This window comes from Nocardioides sambongensis (assembly GCF_006494815.1).
Classification (GTDB): Bacteria; Actinomycetota; Actinomycetes; order Propionibacteriales; family Nocardioidaceae; genus Nocardioides; species Nocardioides sambongensis.
Window position 1 is genome coordinate 277,771 of sequence record NZ_CP041091.1, and the last position, 20,629, is coordinate 298,399.

The window sequence follows — 20,629 nt, forward strand, 5'->3', positions numbered from 1 at the left end:
CGCTCCGATGGAACCGGCCGTCCCGGACGGGGACTGGGACGCCCTCCGTGCGGTCGCCGTCGAGGCGTCCCGCCACGCCTACGCGCCGTACTCGTCCTACCCGGTCGGCGCGGCCGCGCGGGTCGACGACGGCCGGGTGGTGTCCGGGTGCAACGTGGAGAACGCCGCCTACGGTGTCGCTCTCTGCGCCGAGTGCGGCCTGGTCAGCGAGCTGCACCGGAGCGGGGCGGACGGCTCACCCACTTCGTCTGCGTGGACGGGCGCGGCGAGCTGCTGATGCCGTGCGGCCGTTGCCGCCAGCTGCTCTGGGAGAACGGCGGGCCCGACCTGGTGCTGTGGACCCGGTCGGGACATCGCACGATGAAGGAGGTGCTGCCCGATGCCTTCAGTGCCGACGACCTCGCTTGACCTGGGCGATCCCGCACTGGTGGCCGACCCCTATCCCCGGTTCGCCGAGGAGCGGGCCCGGCACCGGGTCGCCTGGCACGACGGGCTCGGGATGTGGCTGGCGTTCGACCACGCCTCGGTGAGCGCGGTCCAGCGCGACCGCCGGCTCGGACGGATCTGGAGGGACAAGGAGCCGACCGACTACCTGGAGCCCTTCAACCTGCTGCACCGCAACCAGATGATGGAGAACGAGCCCCCGGTGCACACCCGGTTGCGGCGTCCGGTGGCGCGGGCGTTCGCCCGCGGGCACGTGGAGCGGCTCCGCCCGCGGGTGCGCCAGCTGGCCGAGCAGCTGTTGGACGAGGTCGACCCGGACGGGTTCGACATCATCGGCTCCTACGCTGAGCCGCTCCCGGTGCTGGTGATCGCCGAGCTGCTCGGGGTCCCGTTCAGCCACACCGACGACCTGCGGCGCTGGTCGCAGGCGATCGTGCGGATGTACGAGCCCCGGCCCAGCGACGAGGTGGTGGCAGCGGCGGTCGCGGCGTCCACCGACTTCGCCGACCTGGTCCGCGAGCTCGCCGACGCCCGTCGTGCCCGCCCGGCCGACGACCTGATCACCGACCTGGTCGCCACCGAGCTCAGCCAGGACGAGGTGATCGCCGCCGTCGTGCTGCTGCTCAACGCCGGGCACGAGGCGTCGGTCAACGTGTTCGGCAACGGTCTGGTGGCGATGCTCGAGCGGGGTCTGCGCCCGGCCGAGGACGTGCCGGCGACGGTGGAGGAGATGCTGCGCTTCGACTCCGCGCTGCAGCTGTTCGAGCGGACCGCGACGGAGCCGGTCGAGGTCGGCGGTGTCACCGTGGACACGGGCCAGAAGATCGCCGTCCTGCTGGGCTCGGCGAACCGCGACCCCGCGGTGTTCGAGGAGCCGGACTCGTTCGACCCGGCGCGCACCGACAACCCGCACCTGGCGTTCGGCGTCGGGGTGCACTTCTGCCTCGGCGCGCCGCTGGCGCGGATGGAGCTGGCCGAGTCGTTGTCGGCGCTCGTCGGTCGCTTCGACCGGCTGCGCCTGGACGGCGCACCCGAGTCGCGGGGCACCTTCACCCTGCGCGGCTATCACCGGGTCCCGGTGACGGCCGCGTGAGCAACCCGCCCGATCCGACCTGAGGAGCACGCCTTGTCCGAGCACGCGCACGACGCCGTCGAGGTGATCACCACCAAGCGCGACGGCGCATCGCTCAGCGCCGGGCAGATCGACTGGGTGGTGGACGCCTACACCCGGGGTGCGGTCGCCGACGAGCAGATGTCGGCGCTGGCGATGGCGATCCTGCTCAACGGCATGGAGCGGCGCGAGATCTCCGACTGGACCGCGGCGATGATCGCCTCGGGCGAGCGGATGGACTTCTCGTCGCTGTCCCGGCCGACCGCCGACAAGCACTCCACGGGCGGCGTGGGCGACAAGATCACGCTCCCGTTGGCTCCGCTGGTCGCCTCGTGCGGGGTGGCGGTGCCGCAGCTGTCGGGGCGCGGCCTGGGCCACACCGGCGGCACGCTGGACAAGCTCGAGTCGGTCCCCGGCTGGCGGGCGGCGATGTCCAACGCGGCGATGCTCGACCAGCTCGAGCAGGTCGGCGCCGTCATCTGCGCGGCGGGTGACGGCCTGGCGCCCGCGGACAAGAAGCTCTACGCCCTGCGCGACGTGACCGGCACCGTGGAGGCGGTGCCGCTGATCGCATCCTCGATCATGAGCAAGAAGATCGCCGAGGGCACCGGCGCACTGGTGCTCGACGTGAAGGTCGGCGCCGGCGCCTTCATGAAGGAGCTGGACCGGGCGCGCGAGCTGGCCGAGGTGATGGTGGCGCTCGGCACCGATGCCGGGGTGCGGACCGTCGCGCTGCTCACCGACATGGACACCCCGCTGGGCCGGACCGCCGGCAACGCGATCGAGGTCGCCGAGTCGGTCGAGGTGCTGGCCGGCGGCGGACCGTCCGACGTGGTGGAGCTGACCCTCGCCCTGGCCCGGGAGATGCTCGCCGCCGCGGGGGTGAACGACGTCGACCCGGCCGACCGGCTGGCCGACGGGTCCGCGATGGACGTGTGGAAGCGGATGATCCGGGCGCAGGGCGGTGACCCGGACGCCGACCTGCCGACCGCGCGGGAGTCCCACGTGGTCACCGCGGACGCGCCGGGCGTGCTGACCCGGCTCGACGCGATGGCGGTCGGGGTCGCGGCCTGGCGACTGGGCGCCGGGCGGGCGCGCAAGGAGGACCCGGTCCAGGCCGGGGCGGGGGTGGTCTGGCACGCACGGCCGGGCGACACCGTCGCCGCGGGGGACCCGCTGTTCACGCTGCTCACCGACACGCCGGAACGGTTCGACCGGGCACTGGCCGCGCTGGAGGGCGGGTATCAGATCGCGGAGCCGGGGACGTCGTACGACGCCCGGCCGCTGGTCATCGACCGGATCGGCTGAGCCACCGGGCGGACCAGCCACCGGCCGTTCGGGCCGGGCCGGCGTCTGCCGGTCAGGGGAGCAGCAGGACCACGGTCTCCGCGACGCAGGCGGGCTTCTCCTCGCCCTCGATCTCGATGGTGTGCTGCACGGTGAGCTGCTTCCCGGCCGGGATGTCGGTCACCGCGGCGATCTTCACGTGTACCCGGAGCCGCGAGCCGACCTTCACCGGGTTGGGGAAGCGGACCTTGTTGACGCCGTAGTTCAGCTTGGCGCCGGGCGTCTGCAGCGTGAAGACCTGGCTGCCCAGCCACGGGACCAGGGAGAGCGTCAGGTAGCCGTGCGCGATGGTGCCGCCGAACGGGCCCTCCTTGGCGCGCTCCACGTCGACGTGGATCCACTGGTGGTCGCCGGTGGCGTCGGCGAACTGGTTGACCCGACGCTGGTCGATGGTCACCCATTCGCTGGTGCCGAGATCGTCGCCGGCTGCCTGCTCGAGCTCCTCGAACGTCGTGAAGACCCTCATCGCCACTCCTTCGTGCGTCACCCACGGGTGCTGGAACAATGCCGCCATGGAACCTACACCGACGACGCCGACCCCGTTGCTGCAGTCCGCGCCGAAGGTGCTGCTCCACGACCACCTCGACGGCGGGCTGCGACCGGCGACCATCGTCGAGCTCGCCGCGGACGCCGGCCACGAGCTGCCGGAGACCGACCCGGCCGCGCTGGCCGACTGGTTCGCCGCGGCCGCCGACTCCGGCTCGCTGGTGCGCTACCTGGAGACCTTCGCCCACACCGTCGGGGTGATGCAGACCGGACCGGCGCTGACCCGGGTGGCCCGGGAGTGCGTCGAGGACCTCGCCGCCGACGGCGTCGTCTACGCCGAGATCCGCTACGCCCCCGAGCTGCACGTGGAGCAGGGGCTGACCCTGGACGAGGTCGTCGGGGCCGTGGAGCAGGGGTTCGCCGAGGGGATGGAGGCCACCGGCGGCCGGATCGTGGTCCGTGCCCTGATCACGGCGATGCGGCAGGCGGCCCGGTCCAAGGAGATCGCCGAGCTCGCCATCGCCTGGCGCGAGCGTGGGGTCGCGGGCTTCGACATCGCCGGTCCCGAGGCCGGCTACCCGCCGAGCCGCTTCCTCGACGCCTTCGACTTCGTACGACGCAACAACGGCCACATCACGATCCACGCCGGTGAGGCGTTCGGGCTGCCGTCCATCTGGGAGGCGGTGCAGTGGTGCGGGGCGGACCGGCTCGGCCACGGGGTGCGCATCGTCGACGACATCAGCGTCGGCAACGACGGGGAGGTGCGGCTGGGCCGCCTGGCGTCGTACGTCCGGGACAAGCGGATCCCGTTGGAGATGTGCCCGTCGTCGAACGTGCAGACCGGCGCCGCGGCCTCGATCGCCGAGCACCCGATCAAGCTCCTGGCCGACCTGCGGTTCCGGGTCACCGTCAACACCGACAACCGGCTGATGAGCCGCACCTCGATGACCGAGGAGTTCCGGCTGCTCGGTGACGCGTTCGGCTACGGCCTGCACCAGGTCGAGTGGTTCAGCGTCAACGCGATGAAGTCGGCCTTCCTGCCCTACGACGAGCGGTTGCGGCTGATCATGGACGTGATCAAGCCCTGGTACGCCGATCACGCCTGACCCGCACCCGGGGTGGCCCGGTGCGCCCTAGACGACGAACCAGAAGTAGTCGCCGCCGCTGACCCGCAGCCGGTGGGTGCGCCAGCGCTCGGCCTCGACCAGGTGGATGTCCCCGGTCCACGGGTCGAAGAGGCGGATGGACAGTCCCGCGTCCGGCGCCTCGAGGGCGAGCAGCACGTGCGTGGGGACCCACCGGTTCCCGACGTAGACGGCGGTGGGCCGGGTGTCCAGCTGGGCGACCAGCACCTCGAAGGCGAGCGCCGGCCGCGGGCGGGCGTGCACGGTGGCGACCCGCTGCTCGCTCAGCACGCCCAGGGCGCTGGCCACCGCCCACGGCGGCGTGCCGAGCCGGCGCGGCCAGGGCATCTGCAGTCGCCCCCGCGGGGTCCGGGTCGAGGTGAGCGACCGGTGCTCCGCGCGGATCTCCGTGGCCGGGTCGGCGGGCCGCCACGTCGGCCGCAGCAGGACCCGGGCGGCGACGACCGAGGAGGCTCCGCAGCTCACCGGGTCGGGCTGCCGCAGGCGCTCCGGCGGGAGGTCCTCGGGCCAGCGCACCGGCCAGGCCGGACGCAGCGACCGGTCCGGCTGGTGGCCCCGCTCAGGACGGCGCACGGGACCCCGCCCAGCGCTCGACGATCTCCTCGAACGCGGCGTCGCCGGTGGAGACCCGGCACCCCGCCGCGACCGCACGGCCGACCACGGCGCGCTGCGCCCGGGCCAGAGCCACCCCTCGCCGCAGCAGCACCGGCGGCGGCTTGCGGTGCTCGCGGAGGTCGCGCTGCAGCCGTCGGCCGAAGGTGATCACGGGGTGCTGGGTGATGCAGTACGCCGACTCCAGCACGCCCGCCTCGGCGCAGCCGGCGACGACGTCCGGCGCGAAGATCCCCTCCGCGCAGAAGACCGGGGCGCCACGCAGGTCCAGGTGGCGCTCGCCGGTGCGCCGGCTCTGGGCGATCGAGTAGTCGGGGACGTCGGTGGTCCCGGTGCGGCACAGGTCCAGCAGCGCGGCCAGTGCGTCCGCGCAGTTCCACGAGCCCGGGTCGTCCCAGTCGACGAGCCCGGCGTTCGCGCCCTCGGCGATCACCGGGAGTCCGGGCTCGTCGTGGTCGCGGTAGAAGTCGTCGAGGCGCAGCGTCGGCCACCCGAACCGCTCCTCCAGCCGCTCGGCCAGCCGGGACTTCCCGGCCCCGGAGGGACCGGCGAGGACGATGACGCGGGCGGGCACCCAGGGATTCTAGTGGCGGGGTCCGCCCCGGTCGCCCCGGCGGGGCCGCGCAGCCCCGCCGGACGACCGTCAGACGCCGACCGGGTGCCAGACCGTCTTGTGCTCCAGGAAGGTGGTCATCGGCGACAGCCCCGGGTCGGCGGTCCAGTCCGGCTCGGCGTCCGGCGCGCGTCGTACCCGCTTGAGGTTGTCGGCGGCGGCGACCTCGAGCTCGGTGGCCAGGTCGGCGTCCCCGGCGACCCCGGCGAGGTCGATCGCGTTGACGTCCATGTGGCCGGCCAGCCAGGGTCCGAGCGCGGCGGCGTCACCGGTGAGCAGGTTGACCACGCCACCGGGCACGTCGGAGGTGGCCAGCACCTCGCCGAAGGTGACCGCCGGCAGCGGACGCCGGTACGACGTCACCACGACCGCGGTGTTGCCGCTGACCACGACCGGGGCGACGGTGCTCACCAGGCCGAGCAGCGAGGAGCCCTGCGGCGCCAGCACGCCGACCACGCCGGTGGGCTCGGGGCGGTGTGGTTGAAGAACGGGCCGGCCACCGGGTTGGCGTTGCCGACCACCTGGGCGAGCTTGTCGGCCCACCCGGCGTACCAGACCAGCCGGTCGACGGCGGCGTCGACGTGGCCGCGTGCGGCTGCGGCGGTGAGTCCCTCGGACTGGCGCACCGCATCCTCGAACTGGGGGCGCCGGTCCTCCATCACCTCGGCGATCCGGTAGAGGATCTGGCCCCGGTTGTAGGCGGTGCGACCGGACCAGCCGGCGAACGCCTTGCGGGCCGCGGTGACCGCGTCCCGGACGTCCTTGCGCGACGCCAGGGAGGCGTTGGCCACGAACCTCCCCGCGCTGTCGGTCACCTCGTAGGAGTGGCCGGACTCCGAGCGGGGAAGGCGCCGCCGATGTAGAGCTTGTAGGTCTTGCGCACGTCCAGGCGAGCCATCAGGCCTGCCCTCCCTTCAGGTAGGCGGCCAGGCCCTGCCGGCCACCTTCGCGGCCGTAGCCGGACTCCTGGTAGCCGCCGAACGGACTGGTCGGGTCGAACTTGTTGAACGTGTTGGCCCACACCACGCCGGCGCGCAGCCGGTCGGCCATGTGCAGGATCCGCGACCCCTTCTCCGTCCACACCCCGGCGGAGAGCCCGTAGGGGGTGTTGTTGGCCTTCTCGATCGCCTCGGACGGCGTGCGGAAGGTCAGCACCGAGAGCACCGGGCCGAAGATCTCCTCGCGGGCGATCCGGTGGGCCTGGGTGACGCCGGTGAAGAGCGTGGGCGGGAACCAGAACCCCGAGGCGGGCAGCTCGCAGTCGGGCGACCAGCGGTCGGCGCCCTCGGCGTCACCGATCCCGGAGAGCTCGGTGATCCGGGCGAGCTGCTCGGCGGAGTTGATCGCGCCGACGTCGGTGTTCTTGTCCAGGGGGTCGCCGACCCGGAGCGTGGACATCCGCCGCTTGAGGCGGTGCAGCACCTCCTCGGCGACCGACTCCTGCACCAGCAGGCGCGAGCCGGCGCAGCAGACGTGGCCCTGGTTGAAGAAGATGCCGCCGACGATGCCCTCGACCGCCTGGTCCAGGGCAGCGTCCTCGAAGACGATGTTGGCCGCTTTGCCGCCGAGCTCGAGGGTGACCTTCTTGTCCGACCCGGCGACGGCGCGGGCGATCGCCTTGCCCACATCCGTGGAGCCGGTGAACGCCACCTTGTCGACGTCGGGGTGGGAGACCAGCGCCTGACCGGTGGCGCCGGCGCCGGTGACGATGTTGACCACGCCGGGCGGCAGGTCGGCCTGCTGGCAGATCTCGGCGAACAGCAGCGCGGTGAGCGGGGTGGTCTCGGCTGGCTTCAGCACCACGGTGTTGCCGCACGCCAGGGCCGGCGCGACCTTCCAGGCCAGCATCAGCAGCGGGAAGTTCCACGGGATCACCTGGCCGGCGACGCCCAGCGGCTGCGGGTCCGGCCCGAGCCCCGCGTGGTCGAGCTTGTCGGCCCAGCCGGCGTGGTAGAAGAAGTGCGCGGCCACGGTCGGCACGTCGACGTCGCGGCTCTCCTTGATCGGCTTCCCGTTGTCGATCGACTCCAGCACGGCCAGCTCACGGGAGCGCTCCTGGAGGATCCGGGCGATCCGGAAGAGGTACTTCGCGCGCTCGCGCCCGGGCATCCGGGACCAGGAGCGGAAGGCACGCCTGGCCGCCTTCACGGCGGCGTCGACGTCCGCCTCGTCGGCCTCCGCGATCTCGGCGAGGGTCTCCTCGGTCGCGGGGTTGATCGTCTTGAACGCGGCGCCGTTGCCGTCGGTGAACTCACCGTCGACGAAGAGCCCGTAGGAGGGCTTGATGTCGACGATGCTGCGCGACTCCGGGGCCGGGGCGTACTCGAAAGCCATGTCGTGTGCGCTCCTCAGTCGAGGGTGAAGTAGTCGGGACCGCTGTAGCGGCCGGTGGTCAGCTTGGTGCGCTGCATCAGCAGGTCGTTGAGCAGCGTCGAGGCGCCGAACCGGAACCAGTCCGGCGTCAGCCAGTCCTCGCCGGCGATCTCGTTGACCATCACCAGGTACTTGATCGCGTCCTTGGCGGTCCGGATCCCGCCGGCCGGCTTCACCCCGATCTGGACACCGGTCGCCTCGCGGAAGTCGCGCACCGCCTCCAGCATCACCAGGGTGACCGGCAGCGTCGCGGCGGGCTGCACCTTGCCGGTGGAGGTCTTGATGAAGTCGGCGCCGGCCAGCATCGCCAGCCAGGAGACCCGTCGCACGTTGTCGTAGGTCTGCAGCTCGCCGGTCTCGAAGATCACCTTCAGGTGGGCGTGACTGCCGTCGGGGCGGCTGCAGGCCGCCTTGACCGCGACGATCTCGTCGAAGACCTGCTGGTAGCGACCGGCCAGGAAGGCGCCGCGGTCGATCACCATGTCGATCTCGTCGGCGCCGGCCTCCACCGCGTCCCGGGTGTCGGCCAGCTTGATGTCCATCGCCGCCCGGCCGCTGGGGAAGGCGGTGGCCACCGCCGCGACGTTCACCGCGTCACCGACGACGCTCTTCACCTCGGACACCATGTCGCCGTAGACGCAGACCGCGGCGACGCTCGGGCAGGACGGGTCCGCCGGGTCGGGGCGCAGCGCCTTCGCGGCGAGTGCCCGCACCTTGCCCGGGGTGTCCTGCCCCTCCAGCGTGGTGAGGTCGACCATCCGGATGGCGAGGTCGAGCGCCCACTCCTTCGCGGTGGTCTTGATCGAGCGGGTGCCGAGACCGGCTGCGCGGGCCTCGGCGCCCACCTGGTCCACGCCGGGCAGGCCGTGCAGGAACCGGCGCAGGGCGCTCTCGTCCCGGGTGACCTCGGAGAACGATGCGAGTCCGGGGGCCGGCTCGTTCGGTGCGGTGGTCGGCATCGTCCCAGCATAGGGTCGCGCGGTGCGCGGAGCGAAGGCGTCGCGCAGGGTGCCCGGCGGGCCGTACGGCGGGTGCTCGGCGCCGCGGCGGGTCAGCCCGGCAGCCCCGCCGCGTGCGCGATGTCGGCCCGCAGCGCGGCGAGCCGATCGGCCGCCTCGGCGCGGGCGGCCGGCAGCTCCTCGCGGGTGCGGTCCTGCGTCGGTACGACGGCCTCGAGGTAGCACTTGATCTTCGGCTCGGTGCCGCTCGGCCGGACGATCACCCGACTGCCGTCGTCCGTGCGGTAGCGCAGCCCGTCGGTCGGCGGAAGGTCGGCGCTGCCCTCGCTCAGTTCGTCGGCCTGGACGACCGGGGAGCCGCCGAGCCGGGTCGGCGGGTGTGCGCGCAGCCGCTCCATCGCCGCTCCGATCGTGGCCAGGTCCTCGACCCGCACCGAGAGCTGGTCGGTGGCGTGCAGCCCGTGCGCGAGCGCGACGTCGTCGAGCAGGTCGAGCAGGGTGCGGCCCTCCGCCTTCGCCGCCGCGGCGATCTCGGCCAGCAGCAGCGCGGCGGAGACGCCGTCCTTGTCCGCGACGTGGGCAGGGTCCACGCAGTAGCCCAGGGCCTCCTCGTAGCCGAAGACCAGGTCCGGCAGCCGGCCGATCCACTTGAAGCCGGTCAGGGTCTCCGCCGCACGCTGCCCGTGGGCGGCCGCCTGCTTGGCCAGCAGCGACGAGGAGACGATCGAGGTGGCGTAGGTGCCGCAGCGTCCGGCGCGCAGCAGGTGGTCGGCGAGCAGCGCGCCGACCTCGTCGCCGCGCAGCATCCGCCACCCGTCCTGCCCGGCGACCGCGGCCGCGCACCGGTCGGCGTCGGGGTCGTTGGCGAGCACCAGGTCCGCACCGGTCCGGGCCGCCAGGTCCAGGGCCAGGTCCATCGCCCCCGGCTCCTCGGGGTTGGGGAAGGCCACCGTCGGGAAGTCGGGGTCCGGCTCCTCCTGGGCGTCCACCACCTGCGCGGCGGGGAAGCCGGCGGTCTCCAGCACCTGCAGCAGCGGCCCGGCGCCGACGCCGTGCAGCGGCGTGTAGACGATCCGCAGGTCGCGCGGGCCGTCGCCGGCCAGGCCAGCAACGGTGTCCAGATAGCTGTCCACCACCTCCTCGTCGAGCACCCGGCCGCCGGTCTCGGCCGGGTCCCGGCGGGGCACCGTCGCCAGGTGGCCGACCGCCCGGATCCGGGCGGCGATCTCGCTGTCCGCGGGCGGCACGATCTGCGATCCGTCGCCGAGGTAGACCTTGTAGCCGTTGTCCTGCGGCGGGTTGTGGCTCGCCGTCACCATCACCCCGGCCACCGCGCCGCGCTCGCGGATGGCGTAGGCCAGCACCGGTGTCGGCAACGGGCGGGGGAGGAGCAGCGGGCGCAGGCCCGCTCCGGCCATCACCTCGGCGGTGTCACGGGCGAAGACCTCGGAGTTGTGGCGGGCGTCGTACCCGATGACGACGGGGCTGCCGGGCGCCGCGCCGCCATCGACCAGGTACGACGCGAGGCCGGCCGCCGCGCGGATCACCACCACCCGGTTCATCCGGTTGGGACCGGCGCCGAGGGTGCCGCGCAGCCCGGCGGTGCCGAACTCCAGCGTGCCGTGGAACCGGTCGGCCAGGTCGGCGGCGGCGTCTCGCTCGCCCGCTTCGACCGCGGCGACGGCGGCCTCCAGCTCGTCACGGGTGGCCGGGTCGGGGTCCTCCCCGATCCAGCTCCGGGCACGGGTCAGCAGCACGTCGACGTCGGGTGTCGTCATGCTCGAACGCTAGCGCTCAGCCGTCGATGCTGCTCATGTCGCCGTACCGAGCCCCGGCGACGGCCGCGCGCGGGACGGCCTCCTCCAGCGCGGCGAGGGCCTCGTCGTCGAGCTCGACGGCGAGCGCGCCGAGGTTCTCCTCCAGGTAGCGGACCCGCCGCGTCCCCGGGATCGGTACGACGTCGGGGCCCGCCGCCAGCACCCAGGCCAGCGCCAGCTGGGCCGGGCTGCACCCGTGCTGCTCGGCGACCGCGCCGATCCGGTCGACCAGGGTCAGGTTCCGGGCCAGGTTCTCCCCGCTGCTGCGCGGGAAGTAGCCGCTGCTGCGGCTGTCGCCGTCGGCGAAGCCCGTCCGGCCCACGGCGCCGGTGAGCAGGCCGCGCCCGAGCGGGGAGTAGGGGACCAGGCCGATGCCGAGCTCGCGCAGCACCGGCAGGATCTCGTCCTCGAGGTCCCGGGTGAAGAGGGAGTACTCGGTCTGCAGCGCGGTGATCGGGTGGACCGCGTGCGCCCGGCGGACGGTCTCGGCAGAGGCCTCGGACAGGCCGAGGTGGCGGACCTTGCCGGCGTCGACGAGCTCCTTCATCGCACCGACCGTCTCCTCGATCGGCACGTCCGGGTCGACCCGGTGCTGGTAGTAGAGGTCGATGTGCTCGACGCCGAGCCGCTGCAGGGAGTCGTCGCAGGCACGCCGCACGTAGGCGGGGGTGCCGTTGATCCCGACGCGGGTGCCGTCGGGGCGCCGTTCGTTGCCGAACTTGGTGGCCAGCTGGACACGGTCGCGCCGGTCGGCGATCGCGGCGCCGACCAGTCGCTCGTTGGTGAACGGCCCGTACATGTCGGCGGTGTCGAGGAAGGTCACGCCGAGGTCGACGGCGCGGTGCAGCGTCGCGATGCTGCTCGCCTCGTCGGAGGGCCCGTAGAACTCCGACATCCCCATGCAGCCGAGACCGAGGGTGGAGACGGTGAGGGGTGCGTGGGTGCCGAGCGTCCGGGTGGGGACCTCGGCCGGCAGGGGGCGGATGGAAGTGGTCATGCCTCCAGGCAACAACCTGGAGCGCGCTCCAGGTCAAGCCCCAGGTCAGGTGCCCCGGGTCAAGCGCTCTGCGCGCTCCGTTCGATCCGGTCGGTGTAGATGCCGATCTTGTGGTCGATCGCGCCGAGGTGGGCGGTGACCTCGGCGAGCTGGCGCAGCACCGCGGCGCGGTGCGTGCGCAGCAGCGCGAGGCGCTCCTCCTCGTTGCCGTTCCCGGCGCGCACCAGGTCGGCGTACCGGTGCACCTCGCGGATCGGCATCCCGGTCGACCGCAACCGGGTGATCAGCTCGATCCACCGCAGGTCCTCGGGTGGTAGCGACGGTGGCCGCTCGCGGAGCGCGGGACCGCGCGCAGCAGCAGCCCGTCGCGCTCGTAGTAGCGGAGGGTGTCGACGGTGAGGCCGAGACGATCGGCGGCCTCGGCGATGGTCACGCCGGTGGGGACAGGGGGCACCCCCGGATCCTCGCTCCTGGAGTGCACTCCAGGTCAAGGGGGAGCCGGTCCCCGGTGGCCTGCGCGGAGCCGGGCGAGGCGCGGTGACGCCGGCCGACCGGGACCGGCACCATGGAGGCGTGCGCGCGAGCTATCGGTTCACCGAGTCGTGGGAGGTCCCGGGGCCGCCGGCGGCCGCGGCGGCGATCCTGGTCGACGTCGAGCGCTACCCGAGCTGGTGGCCGCAGGTGCGCGCGGTGGCCCGGATCGACGACGACCACGCGCGCCTGCTGTGCCGCTCGACCCTGCCCTACACCCTCGACCTGGTGCTGGAGCGGGTCTGCGACGACCTGCCCGAGCTCGAGGTCGCACTCGCCGGGGACCTGGCCGGCTGGGTGCGGTGGCGGTTGACCGAGACCCGGTCGGGCGGCACCCGGATGGAGCTGGAGCAGGAGGTCACCGTCGCCGGCCTCCTCGCCGCCGCCTCGTGGCCGGCGCGACCGGTGCTGCGGTGGAACCACCACCGGATGATGGCGGGGTGCCGGTCCGGTCTGGTCGCCCGGCTCAGCGGGCCGCCGCCCGCTGCTGCGCGATGAACTTGGTCGCCATCCGGTTCACGAACCGTGGGGAGAAGCGACCGACCCGCCACGCGATCCGCGCCTGCACCGGCTCCACCACGAAGGGCTCGTCGCCGGCGACGCCCTCCAGGATCCGAGCCGCGAGGACGTCCGGGTCGACCGGGTGCTTCACCCCCTGACCCTCCAGGTAGTAGTCGCGCCCGCGGAACCGGCCGATCTCGCCCTTGTCCAGGATGGGGGTGTCCACCGCGGCGGGGCAGACGACGGTGACGCCGACGCCGTAGGCGGCCGCCTCGGTGCGCAGTGCCAGCGACATGCCCACCACGGCGTGCTTGGTGGTCACGTACGACGTCATCAGGCCGGCCGCCATCAGACCGCCCATCGATGCGGTGTTCACGATGTGTCCGCCGCCGGCCTCGATCATCCGCGGATAGGCCGCGTGCACGCCGTGGACGACGCCGCGGATGTTGACGTCGATGATCGCGTTCCACTGGGCCAGCGTCAGGTCCTCGGTGTTGCCGAGGAAGGTGATGCCGGCGTTATTGAAGATCAGGTCGAGGCGACCGTGGGTGGCCACCACGTCGTCGACGGCCGCGGCCACGGCGTCGGCATCGGTCACGTCCACCCGCGCCGGCCGCGCGGTCCCGGGTCCGGCCGGGCCGGCACAGGTCCGGGCGGCGGCCTCGGCGTCGAGATCGGCGCAGAGCACGTGCGCGCCGGCGGCGACCAGTGCCCGGGTCAGTGCGGCGCCGATCCCGGAGCCGCCACCGGTGACGAGCGCGGTCCGTCCGGCGAATTGGCCGGTGAAGGCCTCGGGGCCGGCGTTGTCTCGGGCGGTGTAGCCGGTCCCGCGCGGGCCGCTCACCCGAACGCCCTGGTGACCAGCCCGACCAGGTCGGGGTAGCGCTGCAGGTGGGCACCGCCGTTGATGTCGATCGTCTCCCCGGTGATCCAGGCGGCCTCGGGGGAGAGTAGGAACCGGCACAGTGCGCCGATCTCGGCCGGCTCGCCGGGGCGGCCGAGCGGCGTGTTGGCGACGTACTCCTCGCGCACGCCGGGGATCTCCATCGCCGGCGCGGTGAGCGGCGTGACCACCAGGCCGGGTGCGACCGCGTTCACCCGGATCCGGCGCGGCCCGAGCTCGAGCGCGGTCACCTCGGTGAGGGCGACGACCCCCGCCTTCGCGGCGCAGTAGGCGGCCAGGCCGGTCCCGGGCTGGCGGGCGTTGAGCGAGCTCAGGGTGACCAGCGACCCGCCGTCGGCCACCTGACGACCCGCGTGCTTGAGCACCAGGAAGGACCCGGTCAGGCACACGTCGACCACCCGGCGCCACTCGGCCGCGTCGTGGTCGACCACCGAGGCGAGTGTGCTCACCCCGGCGCAGTTGACCACCCCGTCGCACCGGCCGTGGGTCCGCACCACCTCGGTGAAGAGCGCGGCGACGGCGTCCTCGTCGGTCACGTCCACGGCACCGCTGCCGTGTCCGCCGCCGACCAACCCGCTCGCGGCCCGGGCGGCAGCCTCGCCGTCCAGGTCGGCCACGACCACCCGGTGGCCGGCCTCGGCGAGCGAGTGCGCGGTCGCCAGACCGAGCCCGGAGGCTCCGCCCACCACGACGCTGGTCGGTGGGCCTCCGGTTGCCCCCGTCGCCTGGCTCTGCTCACCCTCGACCATCGCGCCCCTCCTGCTTCTCTGTTTGACGTCTGTCAGAGATCGTTGACACCTGTCAGATCCGGGGCCTAACGTGACGCCCATCACAGTCATCTGTCAAGGGGTCGGTCCATCGGGGGCCGACGCCGGCGACCGACCCGGAGGAAGTCGTCCATGACCACCAGCGCACCCCCCACCACCGCGATCATCGGCGCCGGCATCAGCGGTCTCACGGCTGCCAAGATGCTCGAGGACTACGCGATCCCCTACACCGTCTTCGAGACCTCGGACCGGGTCGGTGGCAACTGGGCGTTCGGCAACCCCAACGGGCACAGCAGCGCCTACCGGTCGCTGCACATCGACACCTCCAAGCACCAGCTGTCCTTCAAGGACTTCCCGATGCCCGCGGAGTATCCCGACTTCCCGCACCACACCCAGATCAAGGAGTACCTCGACTCCTACGCCGACACCTTCGGCCTGCGTGACCGGATCGAGTTCCGCAACGGCGTCGTCCACGCGCAGCGACGTCCCGGCGGGGGCTGGGAGCTCGAGGACCAGGCGGGGGAGCGCCGGTCGTTCGACCTGCTGGTGGTCGCCAACGGGCACCACTGGGACCCGCGCACGGCCGAGTTCCCCGGTGAGTTCACCGGGGAGACGATCCACTCGCACGCCTACGTCGACCCGTGGACGCCGCTGCACCTGATGGACAAGCGGATCCTGGTGGTCGGCCTCGGCAACAGCGCCGCCGACATCACCGTCGAGCTCTCCCAGAAGGCGATGCGCAACGAGGTCACGCTCTCCACCCGCAGCAGTGCCTGGATCGTGCCGAAGCTGATGTACGGCAAGGCCGCCGACATGAACTACCGCACCAACCCCCACCTTCCGCTCAGCTGGCAGCGGAAGGCGGCACAGTGGGGCCAGCGGTTCACCGCGTCCGACCCCACGCTCTACGGGCTGCCGAAGCCCAACCACAAGTTCTTCGAGGCCCACCCGACCCAGTCGGGCGAGCTCCCGCTGCGGCTGAAGTCCGGCGACGTGACCCCGAAGGGGAACATCGCCCGCCTGGACGGCGAGACCGTCCACTTCGAGGACGGCACCAGCGCCGACTTCGACGTGATCATCTACGCGACCGGCTACAACATCACCTTCCCGTTCTTCGACCCCGCCTTCATCAGCGCGCCGGACAACGACATCCGACTCTTCAAGCGGATGTTCAAGCCCGGCCTCGACGACGTGGTGTTCATCGGGTTCGCCCAGGCCACCCCGACGCTCTTCCCGTTCGTCGAGTCCCAGGCCCGGCTGCTCGGCGCCTACGCCGCCGGGAGGTACGCGCTCCCGCCGGCGGAGCAGATGGAGCAGGTGATCGACGCCGACCGGCAGCTCTACACCGGACACGTCCTGGACCGGCCGCGGCACACCCAGCAGCTCGACTACTTCGTCTACGAGCACGACCTACGGGCCAAGGAGCTGCCGGCGGGGATGGACCGGCTCGCCGCCGGTGCACCCGGATACGTGCCCGCGACGTCGTCGGTGGCAGCCGGGTGAGCGACCGCTCCTGGGCCCGGATGGTCGACCGCCGTGGCGACGCCCGCGGGGACGCCCGCCGCGCCGCCCTGCTGCAGGCGCTCGACGAGCTCCTCCGCGAGCAGGTCCTCGACGAGATCAACGTCGCCGAGATCTCCCGCCGCGCCGGCGTCACCCGCTCCGCCTTCTACTTCTACTTCGAGTCCAAGGCGATGGCGGTGATGGCCCTGATGGCCGACCTGTACGACGCCGCCTCGCTCGCGACCGAGGACCTGGTCGCGGCCGAGGGGGAGCCGCAGGCCCGGATCCGCGCGGTCATCACCCGGCTCTTCGACTCGGTGGACGCCACCCCGCACGCCTACCGGGCGCTGCTGGCGGCGCGGGCCACCAGCGCGACCGTGCGGGACACCTGGGACGCCGGACTCCTCGACCTCGCCGGCGACGTCGCGGCGATGATCGCCGCCGAGCGGGAGGCCGCCCGGGCGGCGCCCGGCCCGGACGCCGTCGCGATCGCGGCGGTGCTGCTCGACCTCAACAACCACGCGCTCGAGCGCCACGCCCTGGGCAGCGGCCCGCCCCGGGCCGACCACATCGAAGCGCTCACCGCTGTGTGGGTGCGGACCATCTACGGCGCCGCCGCGCCGAACGCCGCCAACGACCCCGGGAGCACCCCATGACCGTCCCCGCGACCCCCACCGCCACCACCTTCACCTCCGGCGGCACGATCTGCGCCGCCGACCACTACCGTGCGACGAGCGACGCGCTCACCGGCCCGGGCGGTCGTCCGGTCATGGTGATGGCGCACGGGCTCTCCTGCACCAAGGACAGCGGCCTCGCCCCGTTCGCCCACGCCTTCGCGGCGATCGGCCTGGACGTGCTGACCTTCGACTACCGCGGCTTCGGCGAGAGCGCCGGGGAGCCGCGGCAGGTCGTCACGCTGGGCGGTCAGATCGACGACCTGCGGGCCGCGGTCGCGCGCGCGGCGGCCCTGCCCGGGATCGACCCCGGCCGCATCGTGCTGTGGGGGGACTCGCTGGGCGGCGGCCACGTGATCACCGCCGCGGCCGGCAGGACCGACCTCGCCGCGGTGATCTCGGTCGTCCCGATGGTGGACGGCCTCGCCGCGGCCCGGCTCGCGGCCAAGCACCACGCTCCCGGGCAGCTGCTGCGGTCCACCGCGCTGGGGGTCGGGTCGAAGGTCCGCAGCGCGTTCGGCGGGCAGCACCGGATGATCCCGGTGGTGGCCCGGCCCGGTGAGGTCGGTGCGCTCACCCTCTCCGGGGCCCTGGAGGACCTGACCTCGATCGCCGGTCCCACCTGGCGCAACGAGATCGCCGCCGACGTGGTCACCGAGCTCGGTGGCCGGGGGCCGGCCAAGGACGCCGCGGCGATGCCGTGCCCGTGGCTGGTGCAGATCGCGGACTTCGACCGCAGCGCTCCGCCGCACGCCGCGGCCACGGCGGCGTTCGCCGGCCGCGCCGAGGTGCGGCACTATCCGGGGGACCACTTCGACCTGTTCGCGGGCAAGCGCTGCCACGAGGCCGCCGTACGGCATGCGGTGCACTTCCTGACCCGCCACCTGACGCCGTCGGACTCGCCGGAGGGGCGGAGTCGCGCGCCGCCGTGGGGTGAGCCGTCTGGGTTAGTGTCGCGGGACCGTCTGCTGTTCTCGGGAACCAGGAGGGTCCATGATCGCCCTGCACACGCTGATCGCCATCCTCGTGGTGGTCGGCCTCATCATCCGGCTGCGGGTGGAGCCGGTCATCGCCCTGGTGATCGGCTCCCTCTACCTGGGGCTGGCCGGAGGAGTGGGCTTCGCCGGGACGGTCGAGGCGATCACCCTCGGCTTCGGCGACATCATGGCCGAGGTCGGCCTGCTGATCGGTTTCGGCGTGCTGATCGGAGCGTTGCTGCACGCGTCGGGGGCCTTCCGTCGACTGGTCGCCGTGCTGGTGCGCGGGGTGGGCGCCGGGCGACTGCCGTATGCCCTCACCTCGTTGCTGGCGGTCGTGATGCCCTCGATCTACGTCGACGTGCAGGTGGTGCTGGCCTCGCCGGTGGCCCGGTCGGCGGCGCCCTCCCTGGGGGCGCGCGGGCTCCCGCTGCTCGCCTCCGCGCTCGGCGTGGGGATCTTCGCCGGCTACGTCTTCGTGATCCCGGGACTGGCCGCGATCTCCATCGCGGGGTTGCTCGACGTGCCCCTCGGCACCTGGCTCCCGTTCGGCGTGGTGATCGGCCTGCTGACCGCGCTGATCACCACCGTGCTGATGTCGTTGGTGCTGCGCACCGGGTACTGGAAGCCCGCGGCCGACGAGGAGGTCGACGAGGCGCTGGCCCAGCAGGAGGCCGAGCAGGAGGCCGAGCAGGAGGCCGAGCAGGAGGCCGAGCACGCCCGGGCCGACGAGGACGCCGAGCACGCCTCGTCGCAGCTCCCGCTGCTGGTGCTCTTCCTGCCGATCCTGGTGCCGCTGCTGCTGATCGCGTTCGCCGCGTTCGCCGACCTCTGGGACTTCTCCAACGCGTTCATCGCCTTCGTCGGCGACGCGAACATCGCCCTCTTCATCGGCCTGCTCGGCGCCTACCTGCTGGCCCGATCGACATCGGGCGAGGCGGCCACCAAGGACGCCATGGAGGGCGGGTTCCACACCACCGGCGAGATCCTGCTGATCACCGGGGTCGGCGGTTCGCTGGGCGCGGTGATCACCGAGACCGGGCTGGACGGCGTGCTCGCCGACCTGTTCTCCGCCGACGCCGGGGCGCCGGTGGTCCTCAGCGTGCTGCTCGCCTGGTTCGTCGCGGCGGTGCTGCATCTGGCGATCGGCTCCGTCTCGGTCGCCGCGATCACCGCGTCGGGGATCATCGCCCCGGTGCTGGCCAGCATCGACGTGGCGCCGATCGCGATCGGTCTCGCCATCGCGTCGGGTGCGATGTTCGCCCTCCAGGTCAACAGCAACTTCTTCTGGATGTTCAAGGCGCTGCTGGGTCTCTCCACCCAGGGGACGCTGAAGACCCTCACCGTGGTGACCTCGATCGGCTCGCTGGTGTCGCTGCCGATGGTGCTGGTGCTCGCCCTCCTGGTGCCGGCCTGACCATCGGTCGGGGCCACGTCCTACTTTCGGAGGGTGCGCGGGCGGTGGCCCCCGGGCAGACTGGACGGATGGACGACTCGGACGATCCGCTCAAGAAGATCCTCGTGGACTACCTGCGGCGCACCCGCACCGCGATCCTCTGGAAGCTGGACGGGCTCGACGAGCGCCAGGTCCGGTTGCCCCACACCGAGACCGGCCTGAACCTGCTCGGGATCGTGAAGCACTGCCTCAACGTCGAGGTCGGCTACTTCGGCGCCACCTTCGGCCGCGCCTGGCCCACCCCGAGGAGATCGTCGCCGAGGAGCGCTACGACGAGGACCCCAGGCGGACTGGTACGCCACCGAGGACGAGACCCGCGACGGGGTCGTCGACCTGGCCCGCCGGGTCGCCGCCTTCGCCGACGAGACCATCGCCTCGCTGCCGCTGGACGCACCCGGTCGGGTGCCGTGGTGGCCCGCGGAGCGCGCCGAGGTGACCCTGCAGCAGGTGCTGGTGCACGTGCTGGTCGACCTCAGCCGCCACGCCGGCCACGCCGACGTCGTACGGGAGAAGATCGACGGCACGGTCGGGATGCTGCCGCACGCCACCAACGTGGTGCCGGAGACCGACTGGACGGCGTACCGGGCGATGTTGACGCGGATCGCGATCGCCTCGGCCTGACCCCTGACCGTTGGCCGTTGAATCTGGCGCGCGGCCCGGTCGCGGTCAGGCGCGGTAGGTGTCGAGCTCGGCGGCCAGCTCGCCGAAGAGCGCCTGGTTCATCCGGAAGGCGACCTTGACCTCCTCCACCACGCGCTGCACGTCGGCGGCGTCGAGCGGGAGCGAGTCCAGGGCGGCGCGGTAGGAGTCCTTGTAGGGCTTCGGCTTGGGGATGGCGTCGAACTCGTAGAACGCGACGCCGCGACCCTCGGGAAGGTCGTAGGTGCGCTGCAGCAGCCGGCCGATCACCTGACCGCCGGAGAGGTCGCCGAGGTAGCGCGTGTAGTGGTGGGCGACCAGCAGGCCACCCCAGGCGCCGGCGGCGCGGATCCGGTCCGCGTAGGCAGCCGCGGCGGGGGAGGCGACCTCGTGCGCCGCGACGCCGGGCGCCCAGTGCCGCAGGTCGGTGTCGATCGCGGCCAGGCGCTCGAGCGCGGGGTCGTGGAGCGGGGCGACCAGCGGGTCGACGGCGTGCTCCCGCGCGGTCTCCTCGAGCGCGGCGTAGATCGGGCGCAGTCGCAGCAGCAGTGCCGCGTAGCCGGCCGCGGTGAGCCGACCCTCGAGCAGCTCGCTCATGTACGGCGAGTGCTCGGCGGCCTCGTGCTCGGCGCGGGAGCCGTCGCGCATCGCCGCGGACAGGTGGGGGACGACGTCGCTCGCTGCAAGTGCGGTCATCGGGGGGCCTCCGGTAGCTGGGCCGCTGGGTGCGGTCTTCCTGACATGTTGTCGGGAAGATCTTGACACATTGTCGG

General features: G+C 72.9%; 22 protein-coding genes and 4 pseudogenes. 11 read left to right on the plus strand and 15 right to left on the minus strand.

From position 1 onward, the window contains the following. Nucleotides 1–7 precede the first annotated feature (7 nt). The 3 genes and pseudogenes from FIV43_RS01270 (at nucleotide 8) to FIV43_RS01280 (ending at nucleotide 2,863) form a co-directional block, all read left to right on the plus strand. Nucleotides 8–408: pseudogene (locus tag FIV43_RS01270) on the plus strand (cytidine deaminase). Beyond that, a complete protein-coding gene (locus FIV43_RS01275) occupies nucleotides 380–1,537 on the plus strand; it encodes a cytochrome P450 (RefSeq protein WP_141012667.1) in 1,158 nt (385 codons plus the stop codon). The pseudogene FIV43_RS01270 and the gene FIV43_RS01275 overlap by 29 nt, the downstream one beginning before the upstream one ends. Nucleotides 1,538–1,570: 33 nt before the next feature. Further along, nucleotides 1,571–2,863, plus strand: a complete 1,293-nt coding sequence (locus tag FIV43_RS01280) for a thymidine phosphorylase (RefSeq protein WP_141012668.1) — start codon at nucleotides 1,571–1,573, stop codon at nucleotides 2,861–2,863. Between the two features lie 52 nt (nucleotides 2,864–2,915). Here the strand turns inward: FIV43_RS01280 and FIV43_RS01285 are convergent, their stop codons facing one another. After that, entirely contained in the window at nucleotides 2,916–3,368 is a 453-nt protein-coding gene (locus FIV43_RS01285; protein WP_141012669.1) for a MaoC family dehydratase, read from the minus strand. A gap of 46 nt (nucleotides 3,369–3,414) precedes the next feature. Between FIV43_RS01285 and FIV43_RS01290 the strand changes: the two genes are divergently transcribed. Next, nucleotides 3,415–4,494: an adenosine deaminase gene (locus FIV43_RS01290; protein WP_141012670.1), complete on the plus strand. Its 1,080-nt coding sequence runs from the start codon at nucleotides 3,415–3,417 to the stop codon at nucleotides 4,492–4,494. Between the two features lie 27 nt (nucleotides 4,495–4,521). Here the strand turns inward: FIV43_RS01290 and FIV43_RS01295 are convergent, their stop codons facing one another. The 10 genes from FIV43_RS01295 to FIV43_RS21320 all read right to left on the minus strand — a co-directional run bounded on the left by FIV43_RS01295 (nucleotide 4,522) and on the right by FIV43_RS21320 (nucleotide 12,358). Further along, on the minus strand, nucleotides 4,522–5,106 hold the full coding sequence (locus FIV43_RS01295) for a hypothetical protein (RefSeq protein ID WP_141012671.1): 585 nt from the start codon (nucleotides 5,104–5,106) through the stop codon (nucleotides 4,522–4,524). Next, nucleotides 5,093–5,719, minus strand: a complete 627-nt coding sequence (locus FIV43_RS01300) for an AAA family ATPase (RefSeq protein ID WP_141012672.1) — start codon at nucleotides 5,717–5,719, stop codon at nucleotides 5,093–5,095. The genes FIV43_RS01295 and FIV43_RS01300 overlap by 14 nt, the downstream gene beginning before the upstream one ends. A 69-nt stretch (nucleotides 5,720–5,788) precedes the next feature. Continuing rightward, nucleotides 5,789–6,205: an aldehyde dehydrogenase family protein gene (locus FIV43_RS23015; RefSeq protein WP_269204053.1), complete on the minus strand. Its 417-nt coding sequence runs from the start codon at nucleotides 6,203–6,205 to the stop codon at nucleotides 5,789–5,791. Beyond that, nucleotides 6,166–6,573, minus strand: coding sequence for an aldehyde dehydrogenase family protein (locus tag FIV43_RS23020; RefSeq protein ID WP_269204054.1), 408 nt, complete (start codon nucleotides 6,571–6,573; stop codon nucleotides 6,166–6,168). Before FIV43_RS23020 ends, FIV43_RS23015 begins: the two co-directional genes overlap by 40 nt. Nucleotides 6,574–6,655: 82 nt before the next feature. After that, a complete protein-coding gene (locus tag FIV43_RS01310; protein WP_141012673.1) occupies nucleotides 6,656–8,092 on the minus strand; it encodes an aldehyde dehydrogenase family protein in 1,437 nt (478 codons plus the stop codon). Nucleotides 8,093–8,106: 14 nt separating this feature from the next. Next, nucleotides 8,107–9,090, minus strand: coding sequence for a deoxyribose-phosphate aldolase (deoC, locus tag FIV43_RS01315; RefSeq protein WP_141012674.1), 984 nt, complete (start codon nucleotides 9,088–9,090; stop codon nucleotides 8,107–8,109). A 92-nt stretch (nucleotides 9,091–9,182) separates the two neighbouring features. Further along, nucleotides 9,183–10,868 (minus strand): phospho-sugar mutase, encoded by a 1,686-nt coding sequence (locus FIV43_RS01320; protein ID WP_141012675.1) that lies wholly within the window; start codon nucleotides 10,866–10,868, stop codon nucleotides 9,183–9,185. A gap of 16 nt (nucleotides 10,869–10,884) precedes the next feature. Then, nucleotides 10,885–11,904, minus strand: a complete 1,020-nt coding sequence (locus tag FIV43_RS01325) for an aldo/keto reductase (protein WP_141012676.1) — start codon at nucleotides 11,902–11,904, stop codon at nucleotides 10,885–10,887. 59 nt (nucleotides 11,905–11,963) lie between these two features. Continuing rightward, complete coding sequence (locus FIV43_RS21315) at nucleotides 11,964–12,164, minus strand: MerR family transcriptional regulator (protein ID WP_231123604.1); 201 nt, start codon at nucleotides 12,162–12,164, stop codon at nucleotides 11,964–11,966. Nucleotides 12,165–12,187: 23 nt separating this feature from the next. Then, on the minus strand, nucleotides 12,188–12,358 hold the full coding sequence (locus FIV43_RS21320; RefSeq protein WP_196780939.1) for a MerR family DNA-binding transcriptional regulator: 171 nt from the start codon (nucleotides 12,356–12,358) through the stop codon (nucleotides 12,188–12,190). A 119-nt stretch (nucleotides 12,359–12,477) separates the two neighbouring features. Here FIV43_RS21320 and FIV43_RS01335 point away from each other — a divergent pair, with 119 nt between their 5' ends. Beyond that, on the plus strand, nucleotides 12,478–12,933 hold the full coding sequence (locus FIV43_RS01335) for an SRPBCC family protein (protein WP_141012677.1): 456 nt from the start codon (nucleotides 12,478–12,480) through the stop codon (nucleotides 12,931–12,933). Here the strand turns inward: FIV43_RS01335 and FIV43_RS01340 are convergent. Beyond that, nucleotides 12,902–13,780 carry an SDR family NAD(P)-dependent oxidoreductase gene (locus FIV43_RS01340; RefSeq protein WP_141012678.1) on the minus strand — a complete coding sequence of 293 codons (879 nt, stop codon included), beginning with the start codon at nucleotides 13,778–13,780 and terminating at the stop codon, nucleotides 12,902–12,904. The two genes, FIV43_RS01335 and FIV43_RS01340, sit on opposite strands and share 32 nt — an antisense overlap. Beyond that, the gene (locus FIV43_RS01345) at nucleotides 13,777–14,589 is read right to left on the minus strand and encodes an SDR family NAD(P)-dependent oxidoreductase (protein WP_141012679.1); all 813 of its coding nucleotides are present in this window, start codon (nucleotides 14,587–14,589) and stop codon (nucleotides 13,777–13,779) included. Before FIV43_RS01345 ends, FIV43_RS01340 begins: the two co-directional genes overlap by 4 nt. A 150-nt stretch (nucleotides 14,590–14,739) precedes the next feature. Here FIV43_RS01345 and FIV43_RS01350 point away from each other — a divergent pair, with 150 nt between their 5' ends. From FIV43_RS01350 to FIV43_RS23650, 3 genes and pseudogenes are all read left to right on the plus strand, one after another. Further along, on the plus strand, nucleotides 14,740–16,110 hold the full coding sequence (locus FIV43_RS01350) for a flavin-containing monooxygenase (protein ID WP_141012680.1): 1,371 nt from the start codon (nucleotides 14,740–14,742) through the stop codon (nucleotides 16,108–16,110). After that, the gene (locus FIV43_RS01355) at nucleotides 16,107–16,766 is read left to right on the plus strand and encodes a TetR/AcrR family transcriptional regulator (RefSeq protein WP_196780940.1); all 660 of its coding nucleotides are present in this window, start codon (nucleotides 16,107–16,109) and stop codon (nucleotides 16,764–16,766) included. Before FIV43_RS01350 ends, FIV43_RS01355 begins: the two co-directional genes overlap by 4 nt. A gap of 119 nt (nucleotides 16,767–16,885) precedes the next feature. After that, a pseudogene (locus tag FIV43_RS23650) lies at nucleotides 16,886–17,152 on the plus strand (alpha/beta hydrolase); the annotation flags it as partial. Here FIV43_RS23650 and FIV43_RS21825 read toward each other — a convergent pair. Then, the gene (locus FIV43_RS21825) at nucleotides 17,035–17,547 is read right to left on the minus strand and encodes a hypothetical protein (protein ID WP_231123605.1); all 513 of its coding nucleotides are present in this window, start codon (nucleotides 17,545–17,547) and stop codon (nucleotides 17,035–17,037) included. The pseudogene FIV43_RS23650 and the gene FIV43_RS21825 sit on opposite strands and share 118 nt — an antisense overlap. 230 nt (nucleotides 17,548–17,777) lie before the next feature. On the opposite strand from FIV43_RS21825, the gene FIV43_RS01365 reads away from it, so the two are divergent. From FIV43_RS01365 to FIV43_RS23030, 3 genes and pseudogenes are all read left to right on the plus strand, one after another. After that, nucleotides 17,778–19,178: a GntP family permease gene (locus tag FIV43_RS01365; protein WP_141012681.1), complete on the plus strand. Its 1,401-nt coding sequence runs from the start codon at nucleotides 17,778–17,780 to the stop codon at nucleotides 19,176–19,178. Nucleotides 19,179–19,246: 68 nt separating this feature from the next. Then, nucleotides 19,247–19,414: pseudogene (locus FIV43_RS23025) on the plus strand (mycothiol transferase); the annotation flags it as partial. Between the two features lie 127 nt (nucleotides 19,415–19,541). Further along, a pseudogene (locus FIV43_RS23030) lies at nucleotides 19,542–19,838 on the plus strand (mycothiol transferase); the annotation flags it as partial. A gap of 45 nt (nucleotides 19,839–19,883) precedes the next feature. Here FIV43_RS23030 and FIV43_RS01375 read toward each other — a convergent pair. After that, nucleotides 19,884–20,552 carry a biliverdin-producing heme oxygenase gene (locus tag FIV43_RS01375; RefSeq protein ID WP_141012682.1) on the minus strand — a complete coding sequence of 223 codons (669 nt, stop codon included), beginning with the start codon at nucleotides 20,550–20,552 and terminating at the stop codon, nucleotides 19,884–19,886. Between the last annotated feature and the right edge of the window lie 77 nt (nucleotides 20,553–20,629).

What these genes read in the sequence shown, in the direction of transcription:
- FIV43_RS01320 (WP_141012675.1), bottom strand. Translation starts at nt 10,868, where the DNA reads ATGACGACACCCGACGTCGACGTGCTGCTGACCCGTGCCCGGAGCTGG.
- FIV43_RS01365 (WP_141012681.1), top strand. Translation starts at nt 17,778, where the DNA reads ATGATCGCCCTGCACACGCTGATCGCCATCCTCGTGGTGGTCGGCCTC.
- FIV43_RS01325 (WP_141012676.1), bottom strand. Translation starts at nt 11,904, where the DNA reads ATGACCACTTCCATCCGCCCCCTGCCGGCCGAGGTCCCCACCCGGACG.
- FIV43_RS01375 (WP_141012682.1), bottom strand. Translation starts at nt 20,552, where the DNA reads ATGACCGCACTTGCAGCGAGCGACGTCGTCCCCCACCTGTCCGCGGCG.
- FIV43_RS01350 (WP_141012680.1), top strand. Translation starts at nt 14,740, where the DNA reads ATGACCACCAGCGCACCCCCCACCACCGCGATCATCGGCGCCGGCATC.
- FIV43_RS21315 (WP_231123604.1), bottom strand. Translation starts at nt 12,164, where the DNA reads ATGCCGATCCGCGAGGTGCACCGGTACGCCGACCTGGTGCGCGCCGGG.
- FIV43_RS01310 (WP_141012673.1), bottom strand. Translation starts at nt 8,092, where the DNA reads ATGGCTTTCGAGTACGCCCCGGCCCCGGAGTCGCGCAGCATCGTCGAC.
- FIV43_RS01285 (WP_141012669.1), bottom strand. Translation starts at nt 3,368, where the DNA reads ATGAGGGTCTTCACGACGTTCGAGGAGCTCGAGCAGGCAGCCGGCGAC.
- FIV43_RS01275 (WP_141012667.1), top strand. Translation starts at nt 380, where the DNA reads ATGCCTTCAGTGCCGACGACCTCGCTTGACCTGGGCGATCCCGCACTG.
- deoC (WP_141012674.1), bottom strand. Translation starts at nt 9,090, where the DNA reads ATGCCGACCACCGCACCGAACGAGCCGGCCCCCGGACTCGCATCGTTC.
- FIV43_RS01345 (WP_141012679.1), bottom strand. Translation starts at nt 14,589, where the DNA reads ATGGTCGAGGGTGAGCAGAGCCAGGCGACGGGGGCAACCGGAGGCCCA.
- FIV43_RS01290 (WP_141012670.1), top strand. Translation starts at nt 3,415, where the DNA reads ATGGAACCTACACCGACGACGCCGACCCCGTTGCTGCAGTCCGCGCCG.